The organism is Streptomyces sp. B21-105, assembly GCF_036898465.1.
In the GTDB taxonomy this organism is placed as follows: domain Bacteria; phylum Actinomycetota; class Actinomycetes; order Streptomycetales; family Streptomycetaceae; genus Streptomyces.
Genome location: NZ_JARUMJ010000001.1, coordinates 1,539,919 through 1,553,010, shown reverse-complemented (window position 1 = coordinate 1,553,010; position 13,092 = coordinate 1,539,919). Strand labels below are relative to the sequence as shown.

Below are 13,092 nucleotides of genomic sequence, written 5' to 3'. Positions count from 1 at the left end.
ATCAAGACGTTGGTGCTGCTCGGCGCGACCGGTGACCTCGCCGGCCGATTCCTGCTGCCCGCCCTTGCCGCACTCCGTGCCGCGGGCCGGCTTCCACCCGACTTCCACGTCGTCGCAGCCGCCCGGGAAGACCTCGACGACGATGCCTTCCAGCGCGCCGCCGCCGACAGGCTGGAGCGCCACGCCCCGGATGTGCCGGCCGCGGCCCGCGCGGACCTTATCCGCTTGCTTCGCTACCGCCCCACAGAGATGACGGACCCCGCGAGCCTCGGCAGCCTGCTGTCCGGCATCCGGCCGCCATGGGCGGCCTACCTGGCCCTGCCCCCCGGACTGCACGCGACGGTGGTGACCACGCTCGGAAGTACCGGGCTCCCCGACGGAAGCCGGATCGCACTGGAGAAGCCCTTCGGCGAGGACCTCGACAGCGCCATGGCACTCAACCGGCTCCTCACCCAAGTGACGCGCGCAGCCGGGGAACAGGCGGTGTTCCGGGTAGACCACGTCCTCGGGCTGCCCACCGTCCATAACCTGATCGCGCTGCGCCTGGCCAACCGGGTCCTGGAGCCGGTATGGAACAGTCGGCACATCGAGCAGATCGACATCCTGTGGGAGGAGGACCTGGGCCTGGAGGGCCGGGCGGGCTACTTCGACCGCTCCGGCACCCTGCGGGACGTGATGCAGAACCACATGCTCCAGATCCTGTCCCTGATCGCGATGGAGCTGCCGACGCGCCTCGACGAACAAGCCCTGCGGGACCGCAAGGTCGACGTCCTGCGCTCCGTGCGCCCTCTGCGCCTCGACGAGGCGGCGTCCCGCGCTACACCGCCGGCCGCCTCCCCGGTGCGGAGGGCAAGCCCGGCCGTGCCGTCCCGGCATACCAGGATGAAGACGGTGTCGAAGCGGTCCGCGGCACCGAGACCTTCGCCGAGATCGTGCTGGACCTCGACAGTGAACGGCGGTCGGGCACCCGTTTCCTGCTCCGGGCCGGCAAAGCGCTGCACCGCCGGCGCAAGCAGGTCACGGTCCGCTTCCGGCCGGCCGAGCACCCGTCGTACAACAGCGCTCCGGCCAACACGCTGCGGATCGGCCTCGACGGCCCCGAGGACATCGCCCTGCACCTGACCGGCGGGGTGTCCCTGAATCCGCCGAGCCCTTCGCCGGTGACGCTGACCGCGCCGCCTCCCGCCGCCGACCTGCCGGCCTACGGTCGCGTGCTGCTGGACGTCCTGTCGGGCGGCAGCACGCTGTCCGTCCGCGGTGACGAGGCCGAAGCGGCCTGGCGCGTCATGACGCCCGTACTGGCAGCCTGGAACGCGGGGATGGTCCCGCTGGAGGAATACGCCGCAGGAAGCGCGGGCCCGCCCTGACGCGCGGCCGGCACGCCGGTTGTCAGAGTCAGCGCCGCCGTCGGCCAGGCAGCCCGCGCCGCAGACGACGGAACAGCGCCCCGCGCGGCAGGCCAGGGAGGTGGAAGTCTTCTGGCGGCGCGATCGCCCGCGGCTTGCCGGCGCCCTGCTGAAGCACGTCGGAGGCTTCCCTCGGAGCGGCGCCGGCGAAGACCATGATGTCGAGGCAGAGGAACCGCACGCCGGCAGCTGCTGCTTCCCGCTCCATACGCGGCGCCGGGGCCTCGCCGATCCGGCGGGCGACGGTGAAGGCACGGTCCACCGCGCGTTGGCGGATCCGGTGGCTGCCCAGGTCTGTCGACAGGTCGGTGACCGCCCCGGCCAGCTCCCGCACCGCCTGCGCAAGCCTGCCCTGCCCAGGCAGCCCCGCGCTGACGGCGGTACGCATCAGCATCAGACAGCTGGCTCCGAGCAACTGAACCTGGGCAGCCTCCTGACGCGTCCACGCGGCGGCGGGGCGCCGATACCACCAGATCAACGAGTGGCCGGCGACCCGGGCACCGGCCGGGCCGGCCCTCCCCACCTCGGCGAGGTGTTCCCGCACGCCGGACATGCACCCGATCAGCCCCGCATGCAGGTCCTCGTCGTACGCTCCCCGCTCGATCGCCTCGGCCGCCAGCCCCAGGCCCTCCGCCATGGTCGTCAGCGCCGCCCTCTCCGCCCGGCGCACCAGAGCCAGCGGCTCGGGAGGAAACAGAATCTGCGTGAACACCAGCGCCACCCCCGCACCGACCAGCGCGTCGACCAACCGGTACACACCAGCCCCGCCGCCGGCCGATCCGCCGGCCGCAGCAATGGTCAGGGCCGCCCCGGCAGCGGCCTGGACGCGCATCAGACGGTTGGCCCCCAGGGCCTGGGCAATGACCAACGCCACGAATGTCGCCAGCGCCAGCCCGCCCCAACCGCCCCCGAGGACCACGACCGTGACTTCGCCGATCACGATGCCGATACACACCCCGAACACCAGCCGCACCGCGTTCCGTCCCCGCTCACCACGCCCGAAGTTGAGCGCGACCACCGCGGCGATCGGAGCGAAGAACGGGGCGTCGTGGCCACCGATGCGGACGGCGATCACCCACGCCACCGTGGCAGCCGCCGTCGCCTGCACCAGCGGCCAGGTCTCGGCGAGCCACGTCCGCAACACAGCGGCCGTGCGCGAACGGGCCATACGGCGATCTCCCGGTTCAGGCACTATGACACCTAAGCAACAAGAAGAACTATCCGCCTAAAACAGACGCTTCACCGGGAGGCGTCGATGCGTGTGGAGCAGGTGACCGATCCGATCGCCTACCACGCCGAGGGGCCCGTATGGTCGTCGGCCTGGGGCGGCCTGCGCTGGGTCGACATGCTGGCAGGAGACGTGCTGTCCCTGGCCGACGACAGCACCGTCACCCGCCGTCATGTGGGCAAGGTCGCCGCAGCCATGCGGCCCCGCAGCCAGGGAGGCGCGGTGATCGGAGTCGAGCGGGGCTTCGCCCTGGAGGACGCCGACGGCACCCTGACACACCTGCCCGCACTGTGGGACGAAAGCCGTGGGGTACGGATGAATGAGGGCGGCTGCGATCCCGACGGCAGCTTCTACTGCGGCTCGATGGCCTACGACAAACGCACCGGCGCCGGCACGCTGTACCGGCTGGCACCCGACGGCTCCGTCACGGTGGCCCTCACCGGGGTGACCATCTCCAACGGGCTGGAGTGGAGCCCCGACGGCACCCACGCCTACTACAACGACACACCCACCCAGCGGATCGCCGTGTTCGACTACGACCGCGAGTCGGGCCTGACCGGGCAGCGCACCTTCGTGACCGTTCCGGCCGAGGCCGGCCGCCCGGACGGGCTAACCGTCGACGCACAAGGCGGCGTCTGGGTGGCCCTCAACAACGGTGGGGCGGTGCGGCGCTACTCTCCCGCAGGGGTGCTCGACGAGGTGATCGAGCTACCGGCCAAGAAGGTCACCGCCTGCACGTTCGGCGGGCCGCGCCTGGAGGAGCTGTTCATCACCACGTCCCGGGAGAATCTCGAACCCACAGAGGATCCGCTGGCCGGCTCACTGTTCCGGGCACGAGTCGACGTCGCCGGGCTGCCCGCCCGCCAATTCGCAGGCTGAACCAGCCCCACCGAGAGCGCCCCACGCATACGTCAGGGTCTCGGCCGGCGCCGTGTCACAAGGCCCGCCACCGGCCTGGGAGGCGCGCACCGCAGTCGGGACTCCCCAGTGGTTCACATCGCGCGCATGCGGTACTCGCAACCTGCCGCGCCACACCGGGAACCGGTCGACATCGGCAGCCCTGAAGAGTGGGCGGCCGAACGTGCCGGTGGCCGGCCGACGAGACGCTCGAGCAGCGGCGGTCGGAAAGCCGCGACCCGCCGGCCGCGCGAGCGCTGCGGCAGCGAACGGGCCGCTGCGACACGGCTGGGCCCAAAGTGGCGCTCGGACTCGTGGTCGAGCAGCCGGGCCGAGAGGCTCGCGGAGAGGCAACGCTCATGACCGGTATGCAGTTCGGGATCTTCACCGTCGGGGACGTCACACCGGACCCCACCACGGACCGTACGCCCAGTGAAGCAGAACGTGTCCAGGCCATGGTGGCCATCGCCAGGAAGGCCGAGGAGGTCGGCCTGGACGTCTTCGCGACCGGCGAGCACCACAATCCGCCGTTCGTACCGTCCTCGCCCACGACACTGCTCGGCTACATCGCGGCCCGGACCGAGCGGATCATCCTGTCGACCTCGACGACGTTGATCACCACGAACGACCCGGTCAAGATCGCTGAGGATTTCAGCATGCTGCAGCATCTGTCCGGCGGGCGCACCGACGTGATGCTGGGGCGGGGCAACACCGGGCCGGTGTATCCCTGGTTCGGGCAGGACATCCGCGAGGCCGTGCCACTGACCGTCGAGCACTACGGCCTGCTGCGCCGGCTGTGGCGGGAGCAGGTGGTGGACTGGGAGGGCAAGCTGCGGACGCCACTGCAGGGCTTCACCCTCGCGCCCTGGCCTCTGGATGGCATCCCGCCGTTCGTCTGGCACGGCGCCATCCGCACACCCGAGATCGCGGAACTCGCGGCGCACTACGGGGACGGCTTCTTCGCCAACCACATCTTCTGGCCCGCCTCCCACACCCGCCGCATGGTGCAGCGCTACCGGCAGCGTTTCGCGCACTACGGCCACGGCAAACCCTCCCAGGCCATCGTCGGGCTGGGCGGGCAGCTCTTCATGCGCCACAACAGCCAGGACGCGGTACACGAGTTCCGCCCCTACTTCGACAACGCGCCGGTCTACGGACACGGCCCCTCACTGGAGGAGTTCACCTCACAGACACCACTGACGGTCGGCTCGCCCGCACAGGTCATCGAGAAGACCCTGGGATTCCGCGCGGCGGGCGCTGATCAGGTCCGTCCACGCCGGCTGGTTCGGCAGCAGTTCGAGCCCGGCGACCACCCCGGGGCGGGATGTGCCGTCCCGGCCGGCGAGCACTGGGGATGTCGTGAGGAACAGCTCATCCAGCAGGCCCTCGCCGATGAGGTGACCGATGAGCTGTGGCCCACCCTCGGTGAGCACCGCGGTGTGTCCCTGGGCGTGGAGAGCCGCGAGGACGTCGGCCATACGGAGGGCGGGTCCTTCGTCCGCGGTGAGTGTCGCGCAGGTTGGCGGCAGGTGCCCCTCGAGCCGGCGGGCGCCGTCCGCGGTGGTGGCCACGAGAGCGCCCGACTGCAGCGCTGGGTGTTCCGTGGGCACATCGCCGCTCGCTGTGACCACAACCAGTTGCGGTCGGGTGGCGCGTTTCAGGCTGCGCCGTAGCTCGTCGAAGTCGGGTGCGGCTTGCGGACAGACATGGTCGGGGGTCCACAGGTGGCGGGGCGTGGCTCGGAGTGTGCCGGCCCCGATGAGTACCGCGTCGGCGCATGCGCGCAGCAGTCCCATGACAAAGCGGTCCGCGGGTTCACGCCCGCTGATCGCCGAGCCGGAGGAGGGGTATTCGGGGCCGAGGGCAACTACTCCGTCAAGTGAAGTGACGAAGTTCGCGTACACGCACGGCGTCGTGAAGCCCAGATCGCCGCCGTACGCCGCAGAGAGCGTTGCAGGCAGACCGAAGCTGGGCTGTCCGGCTTCCTCGTACAGCAACTCAAGGGGCTCCAGCGAGCCTGTCCGTTTTCCGGCGGCGGGGTGTGCGGTGCTGTGCTCAGCCATGTCCGGCCAGGCCCTGCTGCCCGCACAGCGAGAAGAATTCGCCGCGCAGTTGTGGATCCTCGTCGTAGGTGCCCCGCCAGTGGGTGGTGCGGGTGCTGGACTCGATCTCCCGTACTCCGCGCATCTGCGTGCACAGATGCACCGCTTCCAGGTGGACCGCGACGCCGTGTGGGAGCAGGATCTGCTGCAGTGATTCGGCGAGTTGGCGGCCGATGCGCTCCTGCACGGAGAAGCGGCGGGCGAACAGCCGTACCAGCCTGGTCAGTTTGGACAGGCCGAGGATGTGCTCGTGCGCGATGTATCCGACGTACGCCTTGCCGAAGAACGGCAAAGCGTGGTGCTCACAGAGGGCGAAGAACGGGATCGGTCCTTCGACGATCTGGCTGATCCGGCAGTCCGAACCGCCGTGGCATTCGGTCTCGAAGGCGGTAACCAGCTTTTCGTCTCCTTCGTACCCGCTGGTGGCGTCGAAGAGGGCACGCAGGAAACGGCGGGGGGTATCGGCGGTGGCCGCTGATCCGACGGCCAGGCCGAGCGCCTCGAAGACCTCCTTGACGTAGCCCTCGAACCGCTGCCACTCCTCGGGGGTGATCTGCCGCGGGGACACAGCCGCCCACTCCACCTCGTCCGTGACGGGTACCAGGCTCTCACCAACCAGCCCGACGACCGGCGGGGGACCATTCATCTGCATGGATTGATCGTTCATATGCAGCCTCAAGACGCGCGACGTGCGCTCTCGTCTCGCCGAAGTCGATCGCTTCCATTATCGGCCGATCCGTGCGCGAGCGCTGCATGAGCTCACAACGCGTCTGCGGCAGCACATTGAGTAGCGTTGACGGTCAGGGCCGGGGCCCGCTGCCGGCCCGCCCGTAGAGGTCCAGCAGGCGCGTCCGGGCGGATTGCGCCGGTTCCCGACCACGGTGACCACGCTGCGGGTGACCGCTTGCCCCAGCACCGGATCTTCCTCGCACATGGCGCGCACTGCTGCAACGTCGGCAGTCCGGCAGGATGCGGCCCGCCCGCCGCCACTCTCCCAGGGGGCTGGCCAGCATGTGGGCGGGGAACGCCTCGTAGCGCCACTGGTCGGTGGCCAGCCAGAATATGGCCCGGTTGTCCGGTGTGATCGGTATGATGCCGGATGTGTCGCCGTCGAGTGGATGAACGCAGCCGTGTGCGATGAAGGTGAGCAGGCCCCCCGAGCACCCGCTACTCCGGCGCATCCAGTGGTGGCGGGTTACGACGGATCCACGGCCAGCCGCCGCGCGCTCGCCTGGGCGACGGGACTGGCCCGCCGGACCGGGCGGCCTCTGCTCGTCGCATACATCACTCCCGTTCCCGTCTCGTACGACCCGGGGATCGTCGCCCCCGAAGCCGAGCGGGAGGCCGATGTGCTCGCCTGGCTGCGCGCTGAACTCACCGACACGCTGCCCGCGGCCACGCCGGCAGGCCTGAACGTCCACGTCGCCTCCTGCATCGGGGACGCGGCCCGAGAGCTGGCCCGGCTTGCCGACGAGCACCAGGCCGACGCGCTGGTCCTCGGCGCGCCGGAGCAACGGCTGCACCACCTGATCGGGTCGGTGCCGGCGTGGATGGCCCGCCACGCGCACTGCCCCGTCGTCATCGTGCCCTGACCGTCGCCTCTTTGCGGTCGCCACGGCAGGGAATGCCGGACGCAGCGGTCTCGTGGGGCGGGCGCAGGTCCGGCGTGCCGCTGTGGCCTGCTTCCCGTCAGGTGAGCGCGTAGTGTGACAAGGCACGGCGACGTGATGACGGCGCCTGATGGCGCCGGGAGGAAGCACCATGGCGCGCAATCCGTGGCACAGGCGGGAGCGGGGCCGGACCCGGGAGGGCGTGGCCGCCCGGCCGCCGCAGCGTGACCTGGACCGGCAGCGGCTGCGCCACTTGCTGGACGCGATCGGGGCGGTCAGTTCCGACATGGACACCCGCACGGTGCTGCATCGCATCGTGGAGGCCGCCACCGACCTGGTGGCCGCGCGCTACGGGGCACTGGGCGTGCTCTCGGAGAGCGGCAAGGTCATCGACCTGATCACGGTGGGCATCGACGACCCGCACCTGTGTGCTGACATGGGCCTGCCGCAGGGCCATGGGCTGCTGCACACCTTGGTGGACGACCGGGAGCCGCTGCGGGTGGCGGATGTGGCCGCGCACCCGCGTTTCGTCGGATTTCCGTCCGGGCATCCGCCTATGGGGACCCTGATAGGTGTTCCGCTCATGGTGCGTGGCACCGTTTACGGCGACCTCTACCTCGCCGACAAGAAGGACGGCACACCCTTCGATGACGATGACGAGGGGCTGCTGACCGCGCTGGCCAGTGCGGCGGGCGTCAGTCTCGAGAACGCCCGCCTTTACGAGCACCTCAAACACGCCGCCGAGCACTTCCAGCGCCGCATGCTGCCCGCCCTTCCCGACCTTGCGCCGCTCGAGGTCACCGCCCGCTACGAACCGGCCTCGGTCCTGCCCAGGCTGGGCGGGGACTGGTACGACGCCATGGCCTTGCCCGACGGCGCCACCTGCGTGGTGGTGGGCGACGTGACCGGCCACAATGTCGAGGCCGCCCCGCTGATGGGCCAGATCCGCAACATGCTGCGGGCACTCGCCCTCGACCGGGGCGAGCCGCCCGGCCAGGTCATGTCGAGACTGGACCACGCCCTGACGATGTTCGACGATCCGCCCACGGCCACCCTGCTACTCGGCCGCATCGAGCGTGGCCGTGGAGGGGGCGGGGAGTACACGTTCAGCTGGAGCAACGCGGGGCATCTGCCGCCGCTGCTGGTCGGCGCGGACGGCAGCACGCGCTACCTCGCACCCGCCCGCCACGGCATCCCGGTGGGCATCGATGCGTCCGTCTCCCGGTACAGCCACGAACACCCCCTTCTGCCCGGCAGCACCCTGCTGCTCTTCACCGACGGGCTGGTCGAGCGCCGCGACCAGGACATCGACACCGGACTTGACGACCTCGCCGAGCAGGCCGCACGCCTGACCACGGCCCCACTGGAGGAACTGTGCGACGCCCTGATCAGCCGAAGCCGGCAGGTGTTCGACGACGATGTCGCCCTGCTCGCCCTGCGCACCCCCTTGGACAGCCCAAAAGGGGGCGAGTGACACGCGCGGCGTCCCCCTGCCGTCGGACAGGCAGGAACGGGACGCCACCGGCTGCATGCCCCGTCTGCTGGTCGCCGTCTGGACCTCCGAGTCGGCGGCCCAGCAGCGTTCCTCAGTGGGAGGAGCGATGCGGCCAGTGCGCGAGGCTGCCGGGCGCGGGAACGGATTGCGTCGCATCCGGTGTCGACGGGTAGATCTCGTAGCTCTCGCGCATGCCGCTGAGGTCGAAGATCTTGAGTATCCGGCCAGAGACGGATGCGATACGCAGCGAACCTTCGTGTTCTCGGATGCGTTTGGTGATCGCCACAATCACGCCCAGCCCCATCGAGTCCATGAAGGTGACGAAGCCCAGGTCCAGGACGAAGTGGCGGTGCCCCTCGTCGACAAGTTTGATGACTGCTTCGCGGATCATGGGGGCGGTATGGGCGTCCACGTCACCGTCGACTTCGACAACCGTCCAGCCGTTGACCACGTCGTAGCTCACCATCATGGTCTCGTGCCGGATGATGTTCGTTCGCATGATCATCCCCTTTTCATCGGGATTCCTCCGTGGATACCCCCGCGTTCAGGCGGGGGAGGAAACGGACTCCTGCGGAGCAGGACAGGGAGCGGGGTTTCGCCCCTGGGCGAAAGACCATTCGTCACCGAGCGTCAGGAGTGATGCTGATCGGGCGATAAGGTCGGTAGTGCCCGGTCGGCGATAAACAAGCCGTCCGGGTCTACCGCCGGGCTGGCGGGAAGTCAGGTCTGTGGAGCTTGCGTAAGACCATGGGCGGTACGCCGTCCCTTGCTGGTAACCCCAGGTGGCTGCGGACTGTGAAGCAGAAAGCCCGACCCGAGAGGGAAGGAATCCCTTTCGTTCACGAAGGGGAGGAGGTCAAGGCTCCGGACGCTCGAAGTCCCGGGGACGGCGAAGCGAGGACGGTCGATCGGGCATGCCCGATCGCGGTCCGCCGGGGGCCGACACCACTAGTGTCTCGCGCGTTGGTCAGCTGCTCTTGGTCAGCCACTCGGCGAGGACGGCGGCCTGGCTGTGGTCCACGTCCTTGGTGGCGGTCAGCAGCAAGAGCCTGTCGTGCCCAGCCAGATCACGCAGATGCTCGACTGCCTCGCGGTGACCGGCGTCACGCAGTTCCGCCAGGTAGCGGCGGCGGAACTCGGCGAAGCGGCCAGGTTCATGGCCGTACCACTTGCGTAGATCGGTCGACGGGGCGACATCGCGGAGCCACTCGTCCAGACGCGCCTCCTCCTTGCGCATGCCCCGCGGCCAGACACGGTCGACCAGCACGCGTTTGCCGTCCTTCGGCGAGGGCTCCTCGTAGACTCGGCGATAGGTGATCTGTTTGGCCATAAGGGTGCCTTTCCAGATCGGTCGGCCGCCCCAGCTCTCAAGCGGGCCGACATGTGCATCCCCTGCGAGGCAGATGATTCCGACTCTCCCATTTTATCGGCGACAGCTCATCCGAACCCGTCAGAGCTGTGTCCGGTCGGCCCCCACAGCCGCCCCCCGGTGCAGAGCGGCGGCGTGCAGTACGACGTATCGACGAGGAGCCCGGTGTGCCCAGCAGACGTCCCCCGGCCGAGTCACCCGCATTTCCCGCGCGGACGGCCCCCCGGATGAGTTCACCGAGCGAGGTGGACGCGGCGGTGGCCACCTGCCGGGCCTGTCCGCGCCTGGTGGCTTGGCGGGAGGAGGCTGCGCGGGTCAAGCGCAGGGCGTTTCGGGACTGGGAGTACTGGGCCCGTCCGGTGCCCGGTTTCGGACCGTCGGACGCACCGCTGACGATCGTCGGTCTGGCTCCCGCCGCGCACGGCGGCAACCGCACCGGGCGCATCTTCACCGGCGACCCGTCCGGCGATGCGCTGTACGCCGCCTTGTACGACCTCGGGCTGGCCTCCCGGCCCACCGCGACCCACCGGGACGACGGGCTGGAACTGTACGGGGTGCGGATCACGGTGCCGGTGCACTGTGCCCCGCCCGACAACCGGCCCACCACCGGTGAGCGGGACACCTGCCGGCCCTGGCTCGCCCGAGAACTGGAACTGCTGCGGCCCACCCTGCGGGCGGTCGTCGCGCTCGGCGCGTTCGCCTGGCAGGCCCTGCTGCCGGTGCTCGCGGAAGCGGGATGGCGACTGCCCCGCCCGCGCCCGGTCTTCGGGCACGGCTGCGAGGCGCTGCTCGCCGATCCGGGCGGCGGACGGCCACTGCACCTGGTCGGCGGCTACCACCCCAGCCAGCGCAACATGTCTACCCGCACCCTGACCCCGGCCATGCTCCGCGACGTGCTGCGCCGCAGCACCGATCTCGCCGGGCTCCCGGCCCACCACGGCCGACCTCGCCGCTAGGGATCCTGTACGGGCTTCAGCTCGCTCGCCGCTTGCCGTGGTAATGCTGGGCGAGTCGGGCAAGGGCGACCGCGGCGAGCAGCAGCCCGAAATCGCGCAGCGCGATGTCGTAGTAGTCCGGGATGGTCAGCAGGTTGACGATGATGCCGGCCAGCCATCCGGCCACCAGCCAGCCCCCGAACCGTGGTGCGACGGCCACGGCGATGCCGGCCACGATCTCGATGACACCGACGGCGTACATGGCGCCTTGGGCGCTGCCCGGAACGATGTCGTTGATCCAGGGAGCGAGGTAGGTGGGCCAGTCAACGAGCAGGTTGGCGAACTTGTCCAGCCCGAACAGGATCGGCGCCACAGTGAACGCGGTACGCAGGATGACGAAAGCCTGGTAGCTGGGATCGGTCAGCACAGCCCGCCGACGGGCGGCGGACGTGGGGTTTGCGGTTGCGGACGACATGTCGGCTCCCTCTATCGACAACTCTCACTGTCTATAGAAGCGTAGAACCCTTCTTTAATCAATGGCTGTGGGTTTTACACTGGTGTTCGTGGACCACCCGAAGGAAGCACCCCATCCCGACGTCTCCGCCGTCGCTGCTCTGGACGAGCCGACGCGCAGGAGGCTCTACGAACACGTCGTGCGCCGGCCTAGCCCGGTCAGCCGCGACGAGGCAGCCGAAGCCCTTGGCCTGGCCCGGCAGACTGCGGCCTTTCATCTGGACCGCTTGGCTGCGGAATCACTGCTCGACGTCGTCTACGAACGGCGCAGTGGACGCACGGGGCCGGGAGCGGGCAGGCCGGCCAAGCTCTACAAGCGCTCCACCAAACAGGTCACCGTCAGTCTGCCGGAGCGGCACTACGAACTGGCCGGACGGCTCCTCGCGCAGGCCCTGGAGGAATCCGAGGCCACCGGCGAGCCGGTGCGCAGCGTGCTGCACCGCAAAGCCCGCGAACTGGGCACGCAGTTGGCCGGCCAGAGCCGCACGGGCGTGTTCGACCTGCTGGAGCGATACGGATTCGAGCCCCGCCATGACGGTGATGCCGTCGTTCTGGGCAACTGCCCCTTCCACGTGCTCGCCCGCGAACACACCCAGACGGTGTGCGGCATGAACCTCCACCTGCTCCACGGCGTGCTCCAAGGGCTCGACGAAGGCGGCTTCCAAGCGCGCCTCGCGCCCAGCCAGGGACACTGCTGCGTCCGCCTCGAGCCGTCCCGCTACTCACCTGAGACACCAACTCCTTCCTGACGCCTACCGCCGCCTGCAATGCCTTTCCCTCACCCGAGGAGTACGTCATGGACCTTGCTGCACCCATCACCCCTGACACACCCACCGGATCCGCCCGCGTCCCCGAAGTTGAGACGTCGATACCCTCCATCTCCCCGCTGCGCGTCGTGCACGACACCGGCCGTATCGACCTGAGCGAGGCCGAACGCGCCGCCGCCCGGTTCCTGCAAGCGCTCGGCCTCGACACCGATACCGAGAGCCTGCAGGGCACCCCGGGTCGTATGGCCCGCGCCTACGCCGAACTGTTCAGCCCCCGCCCCTTCGACCTGACGACCTTCCCCAACGACGAGGGCTACGACGAACTCGTGCTGGCACGCAGCATCCCTGTCCGCTCGGTTTGCGAACACCACCTTCTGCCCTTTGTCGGCACCGCACACGTGGGCTACCTGCCCGGACACCGCATCCTCGGCCTGTCCAAACTGGCCCGCGTCGTCGAGTACTTCGCATGCCGTCCCCAGGTCCAGGAACGCCTGACGAAACAGGTCGCCGACTGGCTGCAGGCCCACCTGGAGCCCAAGGGCGTCGGGGTCGTCATCGAGGCCGAACATACCTGCATGACCCTCCGCGGCGTCCAGGCCACCGGCTCGAGCACTCTCACCTCGACGCTCCTCGGCACCCTTCGCCACGACGCCCGCACACGAGCCGAGTTCCTCTCCCTCACTGGCCTGACCACCTGACCCCCCGTACTTCAGTGGACGAGCCAGCCCGACAGCGTCCATCCTCGAAACCAACACCTCCACCGGAGTGAT

The 13,092-nt window shown here is 69.5% G+C and carries 12 protein-coding genes and 3 pseudogenes; 9 read left to right on the top strand and 6 right to left on the bottom strand.

What is annotated here, in order from left to right:
• Window positions 1-12 precede the first annotated feature (12 nt).
• A pseudogene (locus QA802_RS06770) lies at window positions 13-750 on the top strand (glucose-6-phosphate dehydrogenase); the annotation flags it as partial.
• Window positions 751-857: 107 nt separating this feature from the next.
• Window positions 858-1,367, top strand: a pseudogene (locus tag QA802_RS06765) (glucose-6-phosphate dehydrogenase); the annotation flags it as partial.
• A gap of 28 nt (window positions 1,368-1,395) precedes the next feature.
• Here the strand turns inward: QA802_RS06765 and QA802_RS06760 are convergent.
• The gene (locus QA802_RS06760) at window positions 1,396-2,574 is read right to left on the bottom strand and encodes an FUSC family protein (RefSeq protein WP_334518912.1); all 1,179 of its coding nucleotides are present in this window, start codon (window positions 2,572-2,574) and stop codon (window positions 1,396-1,398) included.
• Window positions 2,575-2,661: 87 nt separating this feature from the next.
• Between QA802_RS06760 and QA802_RS06755 the strand changes: the two genes are divergently transcribed.
• Window positions 2,662-3,513 (top strand): SMP-30/gluconolactonase/LRE family protein, encoded by an 852-nt coding sequence (locus tag QA802_RS06755; protein ID WP_334518910.1) that lies wholly within the window; start codon window positions 2,662-2,664, stop codon window positions 3,511-3,513.
• 386 nt (window positions 3,514-3,899) lie between these two features.
• Window positions 3,900-4,802, top strand: a pseudogene (locus tag QA802_RS06750) (CE1758 family FMN-dependent luciferase-like monooxygenase); the annotation flags it as partial.
• On the opposite strand, the gene QA802_RS41465 reads toward QA802_RS06750, so the two are convergent.
• Entirely contained in the window at window positions 4,716-5,594 is an 879-nt protein-coding gene (locus tag QA802_RS41465; RefSeq protein WP_443042264.1) for a RibD family protein, read from the bottom strand. The pseudogene QA802_RS06750 and the gene QA802_RS41465 sit on opposite strands and share 87 nt — an antisense overlap.
• Entirely contained in the window at window positions 5,587-6,285 is a 699-nt protein-coding gene (gene folE, locus QA802_RS06745) for a GTP cyclohydrolase I (protein ID WP_319132275.1), read from the bottom strand. Before folE (QA802_RS06745) ends, QA802_RS41465 begins: the two co-directional genes overlap by 8 nt.
• A gap of 466 nt (window positions 6,286-6,751) precedes the next feature.
• On the opposite strand from folE (QA802_RS06745), the gene QA802_RS06740 reads away from it, so the two are divergent.
• Window positions 6,752-7,225 (top strand): universal stress protein, encoded by a 474-nt coding sequence (locus tag QA802_RS06740; protein ID WP_334518907.1) that lies wholly within the window; start codon window positions 6,752-6,754, stop codon window positions 7,223-7,225.
• A 169-nt stretch (window positions 7,226-7,394) separates the two neighbouring features.
• Window positions 7,395-8,717 (top strand): PP2C family protein-serine/threonine phosphatase, encoded by a 1,323-nt coding sequence (locus QA802_RS06735; protein ID WP_334518905.1) that lies wholly within the window; start codon window positions 7,395-7,397, stop codon window positions 8,715-8,717.
• Between the two features lie 112 nt (window positions 8,718-8,829).
• On the opposite strand, the gene QA802_RS06730 is transcribed toward QA802_RS06735, so the two are convergent.
• Together QA802_RS06730 and QA802_RS06725 are read right to left on the bottom strand one after the other, a co-directional pair.
• Window positions 8,830-9,237 (bottom strand): STAS domain-containing protein, encoded by a 408-nt coding sequence (locus tag QA802_RS06730; RefSeq protein ID WP_334518903.1) that lies wholly within the window; start codon window positions 9,235-9,237, stop codon window positions 8,830-8,832.
• Window positions 9,238-9,705: 468 nt separating this feature from the next.
• Window positions 9,706-10,068, bottom strand: a complete 363-nt coding sequence (locus tag QA802_RS06725) for a DUF488 domain-containing protein (RefSeq protein WP_334518901.1) — start codon at window positions 10,066-10,068, stop codon at window positions 9,706-9,708.
• Between the two features lie 266 nt (window positions 10,069-10,334).
• On the opposite strand from QA802_RS06725, the gene QA802_RS06720 reads away from it, so the two are divergent.
• On the top strand, window positions 10,335-11,063 hold the full coding sequence (locus QA802_RS06720; protein ID WP_334518899.1) for a uracil-DNA glycosylase: 729 nt from the start codon (window positions 10,335-10,337) through the stop codon (window positions 11,061-11,063).
• Between the two features lie 16 nt (window positions 11,064-11,079).
• Here the strand turns inward: QA802_RS06720 and QA802_RS06715 are convergent, their stop codons facing one another.
• Entirely contained in the window at window positions 11,080-11,517 is a 438-nt protein-coding gene (locus QA802_RS06715; protein WP_334518897.1) for a hypothetical protein, read from the bottom strand.
• Window positions 11,518-11,599: 82 nt separating this feature from the next.
• On the opposite strand from QA802_RS06715, the gene QA802_RS06710 reads away from it, so the two are divergent.
• Window positions 11,600-12,304 (top strand): helix-turn-helix transcriptional regulator, encoded by a 705-nt coding sequence (locus QA802_RS06710; protein ID WP_443042263.1) that lies wholly within the window; start codon window positions 11,600-11,602, stop codon window positions 12,302-12,304.
• Window positions 12,305-12,351: 47 nt separating this feature from the next.
• Complete coding sequence (gene folE / locus QA802_RS06705) at window positions 12,352-13,020, top strand: GTP cyclohydrolase I FolE (protein ID WP_334518892.1); 669 nt, start codon at window positions 12,352-12,354, stop codon at window positions 13,018-13,020.
• Window positions 13,021-13,092: the final 72 nt, after the last annotated feature.